Here is a 17,472-nt window from a genome sequence, read left to right on the forward strand (position 1 = left end):
GGTTTGAGGCTCGTAACGAGTGATTACGACTTCGACACTGGGGCAAGCGCTTCGATCGTTCCTTCGGCCAGTTCGTCGGCAGCTTGTTCCGGAATCGTCACCAGTGGCCGATCGATCGCGGTCTCGGCGACGAGGTCCCGAAGCTGTTCGCGTGCGTCGTCCGGCGTGCCGGCGACACCGAGATCGTGGACCATTTCGTCCGTCACGAGGCTGGTAGCCTCCCCGCGGTCACCCGCCTGCCACGCCTCGGCGACGCGTTCGGCACGGTCGGGGAACTGGGTTGCGACCGCCTTTTGATAGCCGTCGGCGCTGCCTGCGTAGTAGGCGATGTGGCCACGAACGGCGTCGTAGGCTTCGTCGGCGTCGTCGCTGACCGCCGCCGGAACGTATGGGGCGATCGTAATCTCGTCCGGATCACGATCGGCCTCACGAGCCGTGCGTTCGACGACTTCGAAGGCGTTCTCGAGTTCGGAAAACGGGATATTGTGTGGCATCCACCCGTCACAGAGTCGTCCGACGACGCGTCGGTTGGCCGGGCCGAGCGCCGCGTGATACACTGGGACGTCCGCGTTGACTGGCGGAACGCCGTTGACGCTGAGCAGTTCCCCGTCGTAGTCGACTGGCTCGTCGTCCCGCAGGATTTTTGTGATGATCTCGATCGTCTCGTGGGAGCGACGAACGGGCCGTTCGAACGCCATGCCGTGGACGTTTTCGACGGCCGTCGGCGTACTCGTCCCGACACCAAACGACGCACGCCCGTCCGAGACCTGATCGAGCGTCGCTGCAGTCATCGCGAGGACGGCCGGCGTCCGCGAAAAGACGTTCACGATGGCCGTTCCGATCTCGACGTCGTCAGTCATCGCGGCGATTTCGGCGAGTTTGACGACGGAGCTCGTTCCCCAGAGCTCCCCCATCCAGACGGAGTCATACCCCTGTTGTTCCGCGTCGATCGCGAGATCGGTCGGGTCGTGTGCGCCGGTTCGTGGGATTACCAGGCCGAGATGCATATCTCCACGTTTGGGGTTTATCCTGATAAATCATTCTGCGAATGTGACCAGCGGAAAACGGCCGCTCGCTCGGTTGTTCGCTACCGACCGACGAACTCGGGGTCGCCGTCGCCGAAAAAGGCCTCGAGCCCGATTTCGTAGTCGTCCGTCTTGGACGCGCCGGCGATCGCGTCGGCTTCCACGGCCAACTGCCCCTCGAGACCGCGCTCGTAGCTGTCGGTCAGCAGTTGGGTCGCTGTCCCGAGTGCGTGTGTCGGTCCAGCCGCGAGCTCCGAGGCGACGGCCTTGAGTCGCTCGTCGAACTCGCCGGCGGGTGCGACTTCGGTTGCGAGTCCCATCTCGACGGCCTCGTCGGGGGCAATCGCCTCGTCACGGAGGACGATCTCTTTGGCCGTACGGAGCCCCACGAGTCGCGGCAGAAAGAAGGTTGCACCGCCATCGCCTGTTAGCCCAATTCCGGGATAGGCAAACTTCAGCGTTGCATCCTCGCCAAGCACAACCAGGTCCGGCATCAGCGCGAGACTAAAACCAATCCCAGCAGCGATACCGTTGATCCCCCCGATGACGGGTGTCTTCGCGCGGTGGAACTGGATGATCGCCTCGTGGGCGCGGCCGGCCAGTTCTCGAAGGTGGGGTGCGTCGGAGCCATCGCCAGCGAGTTGCGAGAGGTCAGCACCGGAGCCGAAGAAGGTCCCCTCGTGGGTCAACACGATACACCGGGTGTCTGGATCGTCGCCGAGTGTCGTGGCAACCGAAACCAGTTCGTTCGCCATCTCGAGTGTGAGTGCGTTCCGGCCGGCCGTGCTCTCGAGTGTGACCGTCGCCACGCCGTCGCCGTGGTCGACAGAGAGGTTTTCGTACGTAGCCATATCGGTCGTTGATTTCTCCCGCGAGATGTTAACGATACTGATCCCTGACGCCGCTTGCAGCGGCCACAGCGAACGAGTGTGTACTCTCGCCACGAAATGACGATGCCGCGGGCCGCGATCAGTTGACGTACTCGGTCAGATCGAGCGGCTCCGCCCGGAAGAGATCCGGATTCATTTCGGCTACATCGTCTGCGACTGCGGGCGTACACTCGAGTTGGTCGAGGACGTCCGCCTCGAGGTCGATACCGGGTGCGACTTCGACGAGTGTGAGTCCGCCTTCACGAAGGTCGAAGACGGCTCGTTCGGTGACGTACCGAACTGGCTGGTCGATCTCGCGGGCGTACTCACCGCTGAAGGTGATCTGCTCGACGGACTCGAGGAACTTCGGCTGGTCGCCCTCGCGTTCGATCGCGAGTTCGCCGTCGCCGACGTCGAGTTCGAGGCCGTTGGTCGTCAGTGTCCCGCAGAAGACGACCGTCTCGGCGTTCTGGGTGATGTTGATGAAGCCGCCACAGCCGGGCAGTTGCGAGCCGAATCGGCTGACGTTGATGTTGCCCGCCGGGTCGATCTGGGCCATCCCCAGGAAGCCGAAGTCGAGGCCGCCGCCGTCGTAGAAGTCGAACTGCTGGGTGGAGGCGACGAGCGCCTCGTGGCCCGTCGCGGTCCCGAAGCTGATCCCGCCCGAGGCGGAGCCGCCGACGGGGCCGGACTCGACAGTCTGTGTGATCTCGTCGTCGATTCCGCCTTCGGCTGCCACGGCGGGGATGAGTTCCGGAACGCCGACGCCGAGGTTGATGACCGCATCACTCGAGAGCTCCATCGCGGCCCGTCGGGCGATGATCTTCTTCGCCGACAGCGGCGCGTCGTCCGGCGAGTCGCTTGCGGGCGGGTTGATCTCGCCGCTGTAGGCGGGGTTGTACGGCTCGGCGTAGGTCTGTGGGTGGTGTGAGGCCGGTGCTTCGACGATCGAGTCGACGAGGACGCCCGGGACGGCAACCGACCGCGGATCGAGTGTCCCCGTCTCGGTGACGCGCTCGACCTGGGCGATCACTGTGCCACCGGAGTTGTGGGCCGCCTGTGCCATCGCCAGCACGTTCGACTCGAGAGCCTCCCGTTCCATCGTGATGTTGCCGTTCTCGTCGGCGGTCGTGCCGCGGATGATCGCGACGTCGATGGGGACCGATCGGTAGAAGAGGTACTCCTCGCCGTCGAGGGTCACGAGATCAACGAGATCTTCGGTTGTGCTATCGTTGGCCTTTGCCCCATCCTGGCGCGGGTCGACGAAGGTCCCCAGGCCGACGTTCGTGATCGTACCCGGCTTGCCCGCGGCAGTGTCTCGGAGCAGGTGATCCATCGCGCCAAACGGTAGGTTGTACGCCTCGACCTCTTCGTCGACGATCCGCTCCATCAGATCGGGCGTGAAGCCCCAGTGGCTCGCGATCGTTCGCTTGATCATGCCGTCTTGGACGAGATGAGAGATGCCGTTCCCTTGTCGGTCGCCCTCCGCAGCTGGGTGATACAGCGTGAGATCGCCTGGCGTTCCGGTCTCGGCGTAGCGCTCGCCGAGTGCCTCGAGGAGATATTCGGGAATGCCGACGGCCACGAAGCCGCCGATGCCGACGGTGTCGCCGTCATCGATGAGATCGACCGCCGCCTCCCGTGACTGGATGACTGTCATACGTACTACTCTCCGGGCGAGCGCCCATTTCTATGTATCTATTTGCCGACGGATCGCACCCTTTAGTAGGCCACTCTCGAATATCGTGGTATGGAGCTTACACACGAACAGCAGCTCATCCAGGATACGGTACAGGATTTCGTCGAAAACGAGGTCGGAGCCGACGTTCACGATGCCGACGAGAACCAAAAATTCCCGGAGGACGTCTGGGATGGACTCGCGGAACTGGACTTTACCGGCATGACGGTGCCTGAGGAGTACGGCGGCCTCGACGTCGACGAGCTCACCTACAGCATCATCAACGAGGAACTCGCCTACGGCCACCTCGCCGTCGCGACGGCGCTGTCGGTCCACTGTCTCGCGACGTCGTGTATCCGCCAGTTCGGTACCGAGGCCCACAAAGAGGAGTGGCTGCCGGAGATGGCCCGTGGCCGACCCGTCGGCGCGTTCGCGCTCTCGGAACCCGACGCCGGCTCGAACCCCGCCGAGATGTCGACCGAAGCCAGACTCGACGGAGACGAGTACGTCATCAACGGCAAGAAACAGTGGATCACGAACGGCGAGCGGGCAGGCGTCGTCATCCTCTTTGCCAAAACCGATCGTGACGACCCCGACACCGTTACGCAGTTCCTCGTTCCGAAAGACGTCGAGGGACTCGAGGTCGGCAAGAAAGAGGATAAACTCGGTCTCCGCGCGAGCGACACGACGACGCTCATCTTCGACGACGTTCGTATTCCGGCCGAAAACCGCCTGACTGAGGTCGGGCGCGGGCTCAAAGCCGCGTTCTCAATCCTGACTGGCGGCCGTGTGGCAATCGCGAGTCAGGCAGTCGGCGTCGCACAGGCCGCCCTCGACGATTCGGTCCAGTACGCGAACGAACGCGAGCAGTTCGGCGAGCCGATTATCGAACACCAGGCGATCAGCCAAAAACTCGCCGACATGCAGACCGACGTCCAGGCGGCCCGTCTGCTGACCCGTGATGCCGCGCGGAAGAACGAGGATGGCGTCGCGGCGAAGGCCGCGGCGATGGCCAAATACTTCGCCAGCGAGGCGGCTGTCGACGTCGCGAACGAGGCCGTCCAGATCCACGGCGGCTACGGCTACACGAAAGACTTCGACGTCGAACGATACTACCGCGACGCCAAGATCACGACGATCTACGAAGGGACCTCCGAAATCCAGAAAAAGATTATCGCCCGCCACCTCAAACAGTAGGGGCGGGCGGGGTGCCCACTGGGGTCGTCGTTGGGTCGATTAAACCCAGTTCAGTCGTACTCGTAGAATCCCGAACCCGTCTTTTTGCCGAGTTCGCCCGCTTCGACCTTCCGCTTGAGGAGGTAGGCCGGTTTGTACCGATCGCCGAGTTCCTCGTGAAGCGTTTCGGTGGCGTGCAGACAGATATCGAGGCCGATGTGATCAGCGAGCGTCAGCGGCCCCATCGGCACGTTCGTCCCGAGTTCCATCCCCGCGTCGATGTCTGCTTTCGTCGCAACGCCTTCGTCGAACGCGCGAATGCCTTCGTTGATCCAGGGCATGAGGATCCGGTTCGTGACGAAGCCGGGCTTGTCGTCCGATTCCCAGGTCGTCTTGCCGACGTATTCGGCGAACTCGTGGGCCAGTTCCACGACGTCGGGGTCCGTGTTTTCGCCGACGACGACCTCAACACCTTTCATCACGGGAACGGGGTTCATGAAGTGAAGTCCGACGATCGACTCCGGTCGGTCGGTCGCGCTGGCAATCGACGTGATCGACAGCGTACTCGTGTTCGTCGCCAGCACGGCGTCATCGGCCGCGATGTCGTCTAAGTCACCGAAGATGTCGCGTTTGATGTCGAGATCCTCGAGTGCTGCTTCGACGATGAGATCACAGTCTGCGAGATCCTCGAGGTCCGTTGTGCCGGTGATCCGGTCACGAACGGCTGCGGCCTCGTCTTCCGACAGCGTCTCGTTCGAGACGAGTCGGCCGAGACTGTCATCGATCGTTTCGAACCCGTTCTCGACGAACTCCTGTTCGATGTCCCGCATTACGACGTCATAGCCGTGTGTGGCGGCGACCTGTGCGATACCACTGCCCATCGTCCCCGCGCCGATAACGCCGACGCGGTCGATCGTCTCGATGTCCATCACCAGTGTCTGTTCCGAGCACACCAATAAGTGTGCCGACTCGACAGATCTCGCTGTTGGACCCGCTGGCTGCCGGAAGCCGTTCGACACACATATAGTCTTGTCTGCCCAACTGTAGCGTGGTAGATAATGTCGAAGGCATTCGTCGCCGGAACAGGGATGACTGCGTTCGGAACGTTCCCCGATCGGAGAGGGAGAGATATGTTTGCGGAAGCCGGGCTCGCTGCGCTCGACGACGCCGGGCTTGAGCCAGAGGACATCGACGAGGTGTTTTATGGCAACTTTGTCGGCACGCTCGCGGAAAACCAGGGTCATCAGGGACCACTCGCGTCCGAGGCGCTGGGCACGACCGCCCCATCCAGACGGGTCGAAAGTGCGTGTGCCTCGAGTGGGCTCGCAGTCCGGGATGCAGTTCGGGCGGTCAGATCCGGTGAGTCCGACGTCGTCGTCGCCGGCGGGATGGAACGAATGAGCAATATGGGCACGGCGGGGGCAACCGACGGCCTCGCTCGAGCGGCCGACGACCTCTTCGAGATCCGATCAGGTGTCACCTTCCCCGCAGCGTACGCGTTGATGACACGGGCGTACTTCGACGAGTTTGGCGGCGATCGTGAGGACCTCGCCCATATCGCTGTCAAGAACCACGACAACGCACTCGTCAACGATCACGCACACCTCCAGGAGGAGATCACGGTCGACGATGTCCTCGAGTCACCGGAGATTGCGGCCCCACTCGGACTGTACGACGCCTGTCCGATCAGTGATGGCGCAGCCGCACTCGTCTTGCTGTCGCCGTCCTACGCCAAGGAACACGGACTCGACGCCGGCGTTGCCATCACGGGATCGGGACACGGTGGCGATACGATGGCCCTGCAAGATCGCCAGTCACTTGCGACGGCCCCCGCTACGCGCGACGCCGCCGAAGCGGCCTACGACGACGCCGGGATCGGTCCCAACGACGTCGGCCTCGTCGAAGTTCACGACTGCTTTACGATCGCGGAGGTGCTCGCCCTCGAGGGGCTGGGCCTCTACAGCTACGGCGAAGCCATCGGCGCGGCCCGACGCGGTGAGACGTGCCGTGACGGCGCGCTGCCAGTGAACCTCTCGGGTGGCCTGAAGGCGAAAGGCCATCCCGTCGGTGCAACCGGCGCGGCGCAGGTCGCCGCTGTTCGAAACCTCCTCAACGGCACCCACGCACGCGCCGATGCCGTCGACGACGACGTCACCGTCGGCGTCGCACACAACGCGGGTGGGACGGTTGCCAGTGCAGCGGTTCACGTGCTGGAGGTGGAAGAATGACTGACGCACAGAACGGTGGCTACGACGAGTTCCTCGACGCACTCGAGGCCGGTGAGGGCTACTATTACGCGTGTTCGAACGGCCACGCGCTGGTCCCACCGCGGCGTGTCTGTCCACACTGTGGCGACCGAGACTTAGAGCAGACGGAGTTGCCCGAAACGGGCGAGATCCGTACGCACACGACTGTCACCGTTCCGACGCCGCAGTTCGAAGACGACGCGCCGTACGTCACGGCCATCGCGACGTTCGGACAAGTCAAACTGACCGGTATCGTTCGGGACATCGATCCGGTCGACGTCGAAATCGGGCAGGAAGTCACCGTCACCGTGGAGCCGTCCGAGACGACCGACGAACGAACGATCGCGTTCTACGCACACAGCTAATCGATGTCACACACGACGCCGATCACCGTCGACTGGGGGGACACCGACGCCGGCGGGCTCATCTACTATCCGCGATTTTTCCACTTCGTGATCGTGGGGCTGAACGATTACTTCAGTCTGGCCACTGACGGCGAGCATCCGATGGAAGCCTACCGGAAACGGGGCTATCTGCTGCCCGCAGTCGAGGCGTCGGCGTCGTTTCACTCGCCGCTTCGGGCCGGCGACACCGCACTCCTCGAGACGACCGTCGTCGACAGCGGCACGTCGTCGCTGACGGTGGCGTTTACGATCGTTCGATCATCGATCGACGACCGCGTCGCCGACGGCGAGGTATCGTTCGTCTTCGTCGACGAGACGTTCGAGGCGACGCCGCTACCCGACGCTATGCGCGAGTGTATTCGCGAACGCGGAGACACGGCGAACGAAGAGTCCGCGTCTCCGCCCCCGTAGGCACGTGCACGTTTCCACGCCTCGAGACTCACTGGTTCGGAAAGCGACTGGTGTCGCGAATGGCGACACCGCTGTGTCGCTGTGAAGTGACACTCAGTCGCGGTGAGGGTCGCATGGCAATGGGAGAACCGATCAGACGGGACTGACGTCGATAATCAGTCGTCCGAGCGGATTAGCTGTGTTTTTGCTGTTCCTGTTCTCGCAGTTCGACGCGGCGGATCTTCCCACTCGAGGTCTTGGGGAGTTCGTCGGCGAACTCGATCCGGCGCGGGTACTTGTAGGGTGCCGTCTCCTCTTTCATGAACTCCTGGAGTTCGGTCTTGAGGTCGTCGCTTCCCTCGTAGCCCTCGGCAAGGATCACGTAGGTCTTGACGACGCTCCCACGTTCCTCGTGTGGGCTGTCGACGGCGGCAGCTTCGGCGACGGCGTCGTGGCTGACGAGTGCGTCTTCGACCTCAAAGGGACCGATACGGTAGCCCGAGGAGATGATGATGTCGTCGGCGCGGCCTTCGAAGAAGAAGTAGCCGTCTTCGTCTCGGGAGGCCAGATCTCCGGTTCGGTAGTACTCGCTCGAGAGTTTCTGTTCGTCGAGGTCCGGCTTCTCGTAGTAGCCGTCGAAGATCGCTGGGGAGTCGACTGGTACCGCGATCTCGCCGATCTCGCCGGGTTCGGCCTCTATTTCCTCGTCGACTTCGATGATCGTCGCACCGGAACCGGGGGTTGGTTTCCCCATGCTCCCGATCTTAACGTCGATTCCCGGGTAGTTCGTCACGAGTGCGACCGTCTCAGTCTGGCCGTAGCCGTCGCGTGGCGTGACGCCCCAGGCATCCTGAATGCGCTCGATCGGCTCGCGATTGAGGGGTTCGCCCGCCGACAGCGTGTCGTTCAACTGGACGTCGTAGGAATCGAGGTCGGCGTTCGCGAACATCCGGTACTGGGTCGGGACCGCACAGAGTTTCGTGACACCTTCGTCCTCGAGGATCTCGAGGAACGTCTCGGGCTCGAAATCGCCGTCGTAGATGAGCTGGGTCGCCCCAGTGGTCAGTCCGACGCCGACCGGGCTCCAGAACCACTTGGCCCAGCCGGTTCCGGTCGTCGCCCAGAGCAGTTCCTCCTCGAGGTCGGTGTCCTCGTCGACGCCCCACCAGTATGGGGCGTTGATCTGATTGAAGCAGTACTGCCAGCGGTGTTTGTGCAGGACCGGTTTCGGCTGGCCGGTCGTCCCGCTGGTGTAGTTGATCGACATCGGATCCTCAGCCGAGAGGTCGGGGCCATCGTAGTCGGTCGACTGCCCGTCGATCACCGACTGGAACGTCGTCCAGCGGTCGTCGTCGAGGTTGGATTCGTCGCCATCGAGAACGATCACGCGCTCGAGTGGCGTGTCCTCGAGAATGGGCTCGACCATGTCGGTGAGCGACTCGTGGACGACGATGGACGTCGCGTTACAGTCGTTTGCACGGAACTCGATGTCTTTTGTCCGCAGCATCGACGAACAGGGGACGAGCAGCGATCCCGTCTCGAGTGCGCCAAGCTGAATGGCAAACGTATCTGGATGGCGCGGAAGCAGGTGCATGATCCGATCGCCCTGTTCGACGCCCAGTTGTTCGAGGCCGTTCGCAAAGCGGTTCATTTCGTCGCGAAGATCGGCGTAGGTCCGCTCCTCGCGGTGGCCGTCCTCGTCCAGAAAGTGGATCGCAACCCGGTCGCCGAACGACGCTGCGTGGTCGACGACAGTCGACGTGACCGTGTATGATTCCGGAATGTCCCATTCGAACTCCTCAACTATGGTATCGTAATCCACACCCATACTCGACCAATCATAGCATGCCTGCTTTAATGTTTTGCTGATTCCATCATTCTTACCGATATCAACGGCTATAGGCTCTGGAAATCATAGTTTGCCGCTCCACCCCCGATAGCGAGTGTCGATTTCGCTCGGAACCGAACGTGTTGTGGGAACATTTAACAGAGAACACGCCACTACTCGCGTATGGACACGAGCAAGCAACTGTACGAACTCGACGCAACGGGATGGCAGCGGGGACTGTACGACGACGTCAAACGAACGTTTAGAGCACCGATCGTCAACTGGATCTTCCGGACGACGATCGCGAACTATCCCGAGTTCGTTCGCTATGCCTGGGGACAAGTGAAACCGGCGTTCCAGACGGCCCGCTTCGGCCAGCTTTCGGTCGCGTATCGCGACACCGTCCTCTCGGCGGTCGAAAAAGAGACATCAGTGCCGACCTACCGCTGTGGCGAACTCGAGATCACCCCGGCCGAATACGGCGAACTTCGCGGGCAACTCGCGACCTACGATATCGTCGCCCCGCGCCTTGCCGTCCTCTTCGAACTCGTGGATCGAGCGCTTTCCGAGGAGCCGATCGGAACCGATCCTGACCGTACTCGTCACGCAACTGCACCGCTGCCAGCCTGGCTCGATACCGACCGCGGACGGCCGCCGACGATGGTCGCAGTCGACGAGACACCGGCCGAATTGTCCGAGACAGTCTCCGCCATCCAGTCGTTCCACGGACTCGAGGACGGCCTGCCGAGTATTTATCGGACGCTCGCCCAGTGGCCTGGGTTTGTCGGCCCGATGTGGAACGATATCGAGCCAGTGCTCCAGAGCGATGGGTTTTCGACGGCAGTCGACGATGCTCGGACGGCGGTAAACGAGTACGTCGACTCGCTGCCCTACACACCGCAACTCGGTCCCGACTCGCTCGAGCGGCAGGGGATAGAGAGAGCGGCGATTGACGAACTCCAGGGCCTGTTCCGGGAGTTCAATCAGGGTGCGATCGAGACCGTCGTGCCGGCGCTGCCGGTGTACGCGACAACGGTCGGCGCTGTTGGCAGCCGCTCGCTCGAGTAAGCGACTCCCGATTCCAGATTTCGACGGCAAACGTGTGAAATCTACCCATAGTATATTGTCAGGGCGGGCGAATCGGTACAGTATGTCATTCGATCCGACCGCCGTCGAAACGATCACCGTGGACTCGTATGGAACCCTCGTCGACCCGGCTGCCGTCAAAACAGCACTCGAGGCGTACGTTGACACCGAGCAGATCCAGTCAATCTCCGATCAGTGGCGCAGCCGGTCGCTCATGTATACGATGGTGAGCAACTTCACCGACAGTTATCAGCCGTTCTACGACATGAACCGGGATGCACTGCGTTTTGCCCTTGCGAGACACGATGTCGACCTGCCATCGGAGACGATCGAGGAAATCCTTGCGACGTATCACGATCTCGATCCGTTCGAGGACGTCCGAAGTGGACTCGAGGCGATTACCGAGGCCGGATACGACGTTTTCGTGGTGTCGAACGGTAACCCCGAAATGCTCGAGTCGATGGTCGAGACGGCTGCTCTCGAGTCGATACTCGCGGGGACGATCAGTGCAGACGAGATTCAGACGTTCAAACCCGACAGCGAGATTTATCAGTACGCGGCGGAACAGACGGGGACACCACTCGAGTCGATCGCTCACGCCGCTGGGCCGACGTTCGACGTCCAGGGCGCGATGCACGCGGGCATGCAGGGGGTCTGGATCGACCGAACGAACGGCATCTGGGATCCGTTCGCGGATGAACCGGATCTAACAGTCGAGACGTTCGACGAGTTCGCGACCGAACTCGGCGTATAGAGTGTCTAAACAGTTCTGAAAACTGTCGGGTACGCCGTTCGAATCCCCGACTCGGCGGCGATGTCGATCACCGCGGAGGCGTATAATACCCTTATAAATGTTTTCAAATTAGTATTTAGTAGATGAATTTTATTTGAGTTGTACCCGTACTCGATTCGTGGCCGAATAATAGGCACACCACATACATAACAATTTAATACTTGGAATATGACGGGGAGTAGTGTATGCAGACACATACCAAGGAAGCACTGGCATCATTGACTGCAGCGTTAGCACTCATTGGTGTCATCCACTCGGGGATCTGGTTCACGATGTTCGGGACCCCCGATCTCATGGTGTTGGGGTTCCCGTTCCACTACTTTTGGTTAGTGGCTGGTGGGCCGGTAGCAATGTTCGTCCTGTACTGGATTTACTACCAGTACATTACGTCGTCAATTATGGAAGAGAAAGAACAGCTGAAAGCGTCTACAGGGAGCGTTGGAGCAGCTGACGATATCGGTGTAGCGGGTGATGATGATGATTAAACCATTACAACAGGCCGGGGAGTACCCGTTCCAGGAGACGTTCACCGATCTCGTGATCCCGATCGGGATCATCGTCGTGATGTTCCTCGTGTTCTACGGGATCAGCTACTACATGAAAAGCAACATCCAGGGCAGCGACGACTACATGGTTGCTGGACGAACGATCGGGTCGTTCGTCAATGGCTCCGCCATCTCCGCGACGTGGGAGAGTCTGGCGACGTTCATGGGTGTCGTCGCGCTGATGGTCCAGGTTCAGATGCCGTTCCTGGCAGTGTGGACCAATTTCCTGCTGTCGATCCCGCTGATCGTCATCCTGTACGGACAGACGCTGCGCCGACTCGGCTCGTACACGCCCGCGACGTTCTGCAAGGATCGCTACGGCAACACGATGTCGGTCGTGATGGCGCTGCTCATCGTGTTCGTCATGCTAATGTACGCCCTCGGGCAGTTCATCGGTCTGGCCCAAATCGCCGAGATTCTGTTCGGGTGGGACTACACGCTCTCACTGTTTGTCATCGCCGTGTTGGTCACCGGATACGTCGTGATCGCCGGGATGTGGGGTGTGTCGTACAACTCCGCCCTCCAGTTCTGGATCATGCTCACCGCGGCCTTTATTCCGATGATGTTCGTCCTGAACCAGCTCGGCTCCTCGGGCTGGTTCTTCCCGCCACTTGGCTACGGTGACCTCGTGCCGGAGATGCAACAGACCAACCCAGGCTTTTTCGACATGACCTTCGATACGAGGTGGTACTTCGCGATGTTCCTGGCGATGGCGCTGGGACCAATCGGGATGCCCCACCTCGCCCAGCGGATCTTTACCAGTCGAAGCGTTGAGTCCGGTCGAAAGACCGTGTTCTGGTTCGTCCTCGTGACGGGCCTGATGTTCGCGACGATCTATTCCGTCGCGTTCGCCGGCGTCTACTGGCTCGGTCAGGAAGGGTTCGAAATCGCCGAAGCCGACTTCGACAAGATGATCTTCTACCTGAACTTCGCGTTCAGCGGGAACTCGATCACCGGGTACGTCGTCGCCGGTGCGATCGCCGGTGGACTCTCGACCGTGAGCGGTCACATGCTCGCGATCAGTGCTGCCGTCGCAAACGACGTCATCGAAGCCTTCGAACTCGACGTCACCGAAGACCGCAAGACGCAGTTCGGCTACGCCGCCATTATCGCCTCCGGGCTGATCGTCGCACTGATCGCGCTCAACCCGCCGGCGTTCCTCGTCGTCAGTATCCTCTGGGCGTTCGCGATCAGTGCCGCCGCGATCACACCCGTGATCGTCCTCGGCGTCTGGTCCGCCCGCGTGAACCGCTACGGCGCACTCGCCTCGAGTGCCGTCGGCTTCCTTACCGTCCTCGTGCTCTCACCGCACGCGTTCGGCAGTATCGGAGCCGGTGGGGAGGGACTAACGGCAGCACTCGGTATCGACGCGATCATGATCGCGTTCCCACTGTCGATTCTCACGTTCGTCGTCGTCTCGTTGATCGCGGAACGAGTCGGCTCGTTGAACGTCGATCCGGAATCGAACCGCAACCTGATCAACGAGATGCACGGCTACCCGGACGACGATGTCGAGCGGTTTACCAGTGCCGTACCGCTCATTATCCTCGCCGTGTTGATGCTCCCGATCCTCTGGTGGGGCATCCAACCCTGGTAACCTACTCTCTACTCTCACAGTATGCAGCTCTTTGGCTCCAAAATCGGAACGGTGGTGTGGTTGCTCATCGGTATCGGAACCGCAGCGATCGCCGTCCACAACGACAACCAGCTCACGGGACTCATCGCCGTCGGATGGATCATCCTCGCCGTGTTCAGCTGGGTCGAGTATCGAAAAGAAGACTAACGACTCCATCTGTTTTCGCTGCTGCCAGATCAGGCGTCCCTGATCAACAGGATCGGACGCTGTGCCTCGAGTAGCACGTGTTCGAACACTGGCTAGTCGGGAAGGCGGCGTCGTTCGCGGCTCGTATCGAACGACGGAACCAACGAACACACCCATCGCAGGGCGTGTGCCTTCCGTCGGTCGAAACTGTCACTCCCGCTATCCCGGTATCGACCGACTATCGTCGACAAAAGCAGTCTCGAGCAATTACGACTCGTCGAGTAACACGGTCACCGGCCGTGTCGACTCGAGCAACACCGACTGGGTGACACTCCCGAACAGCATTTTTCCGGCCGCACTCTTCTTTCGGCCGCTCATAATGATGTTGTCGGCATCGATCTCGTCGGCGACGGCGAGAATCTGGTCGGTAACGTCGCCTCGCTCAAATCGCGTTTCGACGTCGATTCCGTGCTCCATGAGCAGTTCATACGCTGCGTTCGTGCTGTCTGGCAGCTCAGGGTCCGCCTTCCCTTCGGCGCGTTGTGTTTCGAACTCCCGTAACCAGGGCTGTTTGGTCGACTCGGAGACGTTGACCAGAACGACTGCTTTCTCTTCCGGGCCACCGGGAAGGTCGATAACGGTTTCAGCCGCTCGTGTTGCCCGTGACTCGCTCTCATCGACCGGGAGCAAAATCGTGTGCATAAGTGACACTCGAGTCTGCATTACTTAATCATTTGGGATAAAAGGGGTGCGAGGAATCGAGACAGAACGCATCCACTGCGGCCCATAGGCTGGATACGTCGGTGTATGTGACAGACTCTCCAGCAGACCGATAACAAGACTTTAGAATCTTGGCACTCATGGTCATACCAATGTTCGATGAAAACGAGCTCGAGGGGATTCGTGAGCGACGGGACCAGTGGGAAGAAGAGACGCGCGATCCCGTGCTCGAGCGCCACGGCGAGCGAAAGGACCGGTTCGCAACGATCTCGAACCACGAGGTCGATCGACTCTACACGCCCGAAGACATCGCCGACCTCGATTTCGAAGACGATCTCGGGTTTCCTGGGGAGCCGCCGTACACGCGTGGTCCGTACCCAACGATGTACCGCGGACGGACGTGGACGATGCGCCAGTTCGCCGGCTTCGGGACCGCTGAGGAGACCAACGAACGATTTCATTACCTGATCGACGAGGGCCAGACCGGCCTCTCGACGGCGTTCGACATGCCGTCGCTGATGGGAATCGACTCGGATCATCCGATGAGCGAGGGCGAGGTCGGCAAAGAGGGCGTCGCCGTCGACACCCTCGCCGATATGGAGATCCTCTTCGACGGCATCGACATCGACGAAGTCTCCACATCGTTTACGATCAATCCCTCCGCGGCCGTCATCTACGCGATGTACATCGCGCTGGCCGACCAGCAAGGTGTTCCACGCGACAAGGTGCGCGGAACCCTCCAGAACGACATGCTCAAAGAGTTCATCGCTCAGAAAGAGTGGGTGATTCCCCCGGATCCGTCGCTGAAGATCGTCACCGACACCATCGAATTCGCCGTCGATGAGACACCGAATTTTCATCCGGTCTCCATCTCGGGCTATCACATCCGTGAAGCCGGCTCAACGGCAGCCCAGGAGGCCGCGTTCACCCTCGCCGACGGATTCGCCTACGTCGAGGACACGCTCGAGCGCGGCCTCGACGTCGACGACTTTGCCCCCCTTCTCTCGTTTTTCTTCAACTCCCACAACTCCATCTTCGAAGAGATCGCCAAGTTCCGCGCCTCCCGTCGCGTGTACGCCCGCGTGATGGAGGAGTGGTACGACGCAGACCAGCCCGAATCGAAACGGCTGAAGTTCCACACCCAGACCGCAGGCCAGTCCCTGACCGCCCAGCAGCCGCTGAACAACATCGCTCGCGTCACGATTCAGGCGCTCGCGGGCGTCCTCGGCGGCACGCAGTCGCTGCACACGAACAGCTTCGACGAGGCGCTCGCGCTCCCGAGCGAGAAGGCCGTCCGCGTCGCGCTGCGAACCCAGCAGATCATCGCCGACGAGTCCGGCGCGGCCGACATTGTCGACCCGATGGGTGGCAGCTACGCCATCGAGAAACTCACCAACGAGATGGAAGCCGAGATCATGGGCTACATCGAGGAGATCAAAGAGATCGGCGACGGCTCGGTCCGCGACGGCGTCCTCGATGGCATCGATCAGGGCTACTTCCAGCGTGAAATCCAGGAGTCGAGCTACGAGTACCAACAGCGCGTCGAACGCGGCGAGGAAGTCGTCGTCGGCGTCAACAAGTACACCATCGAAGAGGACACCTCCCCGGAGATCCTCCAGATCGACGAGACGACGCGCGACCGCCAACTCGAGCGACTCGAGCGCGTCAAAGACGAGCGCGACGACGACGAGGTCGAGGCCACCCTCGAGGCGCTGTCGGATGCGATCGATTCCGAGGAGAACGTCATGCCGTACATCATCGACGCCGTCAAAGCCTACGTGACGATGGGCGAGATCATGCAGGTCTTCGAGGACCACCACGGCGCCTACCAGGAAGAGCTCAGCCCCGTCTGATCCGGCCGTTCTGGCCGCTACGGACCGTCAGCGAGCTACTCGTTGGCCGCTTCTGTTGGCTCGAGGACGTACGTACACTCCGTATACGTGTCCCCACCGATGGTGATCGGTTCCGTCGCGACCTGCTCGAAGCCGAACCCGCGGTAGAACGCATTGCCGGGTTCGTTGGCTTCGAGCACCATCGCGTTGATCCGCTCGACACCCTGGTCGACAAGCCGATCGCGTGTCTCCTCGAGTAGTTGCTGCCCGAGTCCAGCGTTGCGGTGCTCCGGCACGACATAGACCCGAAGGATGTTTCCTTCTTTGTCGTCGAGATTCCAGACGGCGTGGGCGAAGCCGACAACCTCGTCGTCACGCTCGGCGACCAGCATGAGTGCGCGCGACCAGATAATCGAGTCTCGAACGAGGTCGTCGGAGTACCACTCGTCGAACCCTTCCTGAATAGACTCCCGACTCAGGATATCTGGGTAGTCTTCGGTCCACGAGGCGTGGGCGACATCCTGGATTGCGTCGACATCGTCGGTGGTCGCTTCACGTATTGTCATATGTTGACAAAGACCTATGTCAAATTAACGTTTTTCCCCAGCGTGGTACGATTCGGGACGATACACCTCGAATTTCGATAGAATCATACTCCCTCCAATAAAACGGAGCGGTATGAGTACTGACAGCGAACAGCAGAGTATTCGGTGTATGGTCGCAAAAGTCGGGCTCGACGGACACGACCGTGGCGCACACGTGATCGCTCGAGCGTTCCGTGACGCCGGCTTCGAGGTCATCTACTCCGGACTGCACAAAGCGCCCGACGACGTCGTTCAGGCGGCGGTCCAGGAGGACGTCGACGTCCTCGGGATCTCGATTCTCTCGGGCGCTCACGACACGCTCGTCCCGAAGATCATGGACGGCCTCGAGGAGTACGGCGCGAAAGACGACACGCTCGTCCTCGCCGGCGGTGTGATTCCGGACGAAGATCGGACGGCGCTCAAAGACGAGGGCGTCGCAGCGATCTTCGGCCCCGGGACGTCGATCGAGGAGACGATCGAGTTCGTCCGCGAGAACGCACCCGAGCGATAACCGACGAACACGACCGACTACTC

At 61.1% G+C, this 17,472-nt stretch carries 18 protein-coding genes; 11 read left to right on the top strand and 7 right to left on the bottom strand.

Annotated elements, in window-relative coordinates; all coding sequences use genetic code 11:
- Window positions 1-23: 23 nt before the first annotated feature.
- The 3 genes from BW940_RS11195 to BW940_RS11205 form a co-directional block, all read right to left on the bottom strand.
- Complete coding sequence (locus BW940_RS11195; protein WP_076609295.1) at window positions 24-1,007, bottom strand: LLM class flavin-dependent oxidoreductase; 984 nt, start codon at window positions 1,005-1,007, stop codon at window positions 24-26.
- An 80-nt stretch (window positions 1,008-1,087) separates the two neighbouring features.
- Window positions 1,088-1,876, bottom strand: a complete 789-nt coding sequence (locus tag BW940_RS11200) for an enoyl-CoA hydratase/isomerase family protein (RefSeq protein ID WP_076609296.1) — start codon at window positions 1,874-1,876, stop codon at window positions 1,088-1,090.
- 118 nt (window positions 1,877-1,994) lie between these two features.
- Entirely contained in the window at window positions 1,995-3,554 is a 1,560-nt protein-coding gene (locus BW940_RS11205; protein WP_076609297.1) for an acyl CoA:acetate/3-ketoacid CoA transferase, read from the bottom strand.
- A 90-nt stretch (window positions 3,555-3,644) separates the two neighbouring features.
- Here BW940_RS11205 and BW940_RS11210 point away from each other — a divergent pair, with 90 nt between their 5' ends.
- Window positions 3,645-4,769, top strand: coding sequence for an acyl-CoA dehydrogenase family protein (locus BW940_RS11210; RefSeq protein WP_076609298.1), 1,125 nt, complete (start codon window positions 3,645-3,647; stop codon window positions 4,767-4,769).
- 50 nt (window positions 4,770-4,819) lie between these two features.
- On the opposite strand, the gene BW940_RS11215 is transcribed toward BW940_RS11210, so the two are convergent.
- Complete coding sequence (locus BW940_RS11215) at window positions 4,820-5,677, bottom strand: 3-hydroxyacyl-CoA dehydrogenase family protein (RefSeq protein WP_076609299.1); 858 nt, start codon at window positions 5,675-5,677, stop codon at window positions 4,820-4,822.
- 129 nt (window positions 5,678-5,806) lie between these two features.
- On the opposite strand from BW940_RS11215, the gene BW940_RS11220 reads away from it, so the two are divergent.
- From BW940_RS11220 to BW940_RS11230, 3 genes are read left to right on the top strand one after another with little or no spacing between them, the layout of a single operon-like run.
- Complete coding sequence (locus tag BW940_RS11220; RefSeq protein WP_076609300.1) at window positions 5,807-6,976, top strand: thiolase C-terminal domain-containing protein; 1,170 nt, start codon at window positions 5,807-5,809, stop codon at window positions 6,974-6,976.
- Window positions 6,973-7,359: a Zn-ribbon domain-containing OB-fold protein gene (locus BW940_RS11225; protein ID WP_076609301.1), complete on the top strand. Its 387-nt coding sequence runs from the start codon at window positions 6,973-6,975 to the stop codon at window positions 7,357-7,359. The genes BW940_RS11220 and BW940_RS11225 overlap by 4 nt, the downstream gene beginning before the upstream one ends.
- 3 nt (window positions 7,360-7,362) lie before the next feature.
- Window positions 7,363-7,809 (top strand): acyl-CoA thioesterase, encoded by a 447-nt coding sequence (locus BW940_RS11230; protein ID WP_076609302.1) that lies wholly within the window; start codon window positions 7,363-7,365, stop codon window positions 7,807-7,809.
- 172 nt (window positions 7,810-7,981) lie between these two features.
- On the opposite strand, the gene BW940_RS11235 is transcribed toward BW940_RS11230, so the two are convergent.
- The gene (locus BW940_RS11235; RefSeq protein WP_076609303.1) at window positions 7,982-9,616 is read right to left on the bottom strand and encodes an acyl-CoA synthetase; all 1,635 of its coding nucleotides are present in this window, start codon (window positions 9,614-9,616) and stop codon (window positions 7,982-7,984) included.
- A 183-nt stretch (window positions 9,617-9,799) separates the two neighbouring features.
- Here BW940_RS11235 and BW940_RS11240 point away from each other — a divergent pair, with 183 nt between their 5' ends.
- The 5 genes from BW940_RS11240 (at window position 9,800) to BW940_RS21810 (ending at window position 13,823) form a co-directional block, all read left to right on the top strand.
- Window positions 9,800-10,684 carry a halocarboxylic acid dehydrogenase DehI family protein gene (locus BW940_RS11240; RefSeq protein ID WP_076609304.1) on the top strand — a complete coding sequence of 295 codons (885 nt, stop codon included), beginning with the start codon at window positions 9,800-9,802 and terminating at the stop codon, window positions 10,682-10,684.
- Window positions 10,685-10,766: 82 nt separating this feature from the next.
- Window positions 10,767-11,456, top strand: a complete 690-nt coding sequence (locus BW940_RS11245; RefSeq protein ID WP_076609305.1) for a haloacid dehalogenase type II — start codon at window positions 10,767-10,769, stop codon at window positions 11,454-11,456.
- Between the two features lie 224 nt (window positions 11,457-11,680).
- Window positions 11,681-11,980, top strand: a complete 300-nt coding sequence (locus tag BW940_RS11250; protein ID WP_076609306.1) for a hypothetical protein — start codon at window positions 11,681-11,683, stop codon at window positions 11,978-11,980.
- Window positions 11,967-13,637: a sodium:solute symporter family protein gene (locus BW940_RS11255; protein ID WP_076609307.1), complete on the top strand. Its 1,671-nt coding sequence runs from the start codon at window positions 11,967-11,969 to the stop codon at window positions 13,635-13,637. Before BW940_RS11250 ends, BW940_RS11255 begins: the two co-directional genes overlap by 14 nt.
- 21 nt (window positions 13,638-13,658) lie before the next feature.
- Window positions 13,659-13,823, top strand: a complete 165-nt coding sequence (locus BW940_RS21810; RefSeq protein ID WP_173834881.1) for a hypothetical protein — start codon at window positions 13,659-13,661, stop codon at window positions 13,821-13,823.
- Window positions 13,824-14,069: 246 nt separating this feature from the next.
- On the opposite strand, the gene BW940_RS11260 is transcribed toward BW940_RS21810, so the two are convergent.
- A complete protein-coding gene (locus BW940_RS11260) occupies window positions 14,070-14,504 on the bottom strand; it encodes a universal stress protein (protein ID WP_076609308.1) in 435 nt (144 codons plus the stop codon).
- 170 nt (window positions 14,505-14,674) lie between these two features.
- Between BW940_RS11260 and BW940_RS11265 the strand changes: the two genes are divergently transcribed.
- Window positions 14,675-16,375, top strand: coding sequence for an acyl-CoA mutase large subunit family protein (locus BW940_RS11265; protein WP_076609309.1), 1,701 nt, complete (start codon window positions 14,675-14,677; stop codon window positions 16,373-16,375).
- Window positions 16,376-16,410: 35 nt separating this feature from the next.
- Here the strand turns inward: BW940_RS11265 and BW940_RS11270 are convergent, their stop codons facing one another.
- Window positions 16,411-16,920: a GNAT family N-acetyltransferase gene (locus tag BW940_RS11270; RefSeq protein WP_076609310.1), complete on the bottom strand. Its 510-nt coding sequence runs from the start codon at window positions 16,918-16,920 to the stop codon at window positions 16,411-16,413.
- A 112-nt stretch (window positions 16,921-17,032) separates the two neighbouring features.
- Between BW940_RS11270 and BW940_RS11275 the strand changes: the two genes are divergently transcribed.
- Entirely contained in the window at window positions 17,033-17,449 is a 417-nt protein-coding gene (locus BW940_RS11275) for a cobalamin B12-binding domain-containing protein (protein WP_076609311.1), read from the top strand.
- Window positions 17,450-17,472: the final 23 nt, after the last annotated feature.

The sequence above is a fragment of the Natronorubrum thiooxidans genome (assembly GCF_900156475.1).
Classification (GTDB): Archaea; Halobacteriota; Halobacteria; order Halobacteriales; family Natrialbaceae; genus Natronorubrum; species Natronorubrum thiooxidans.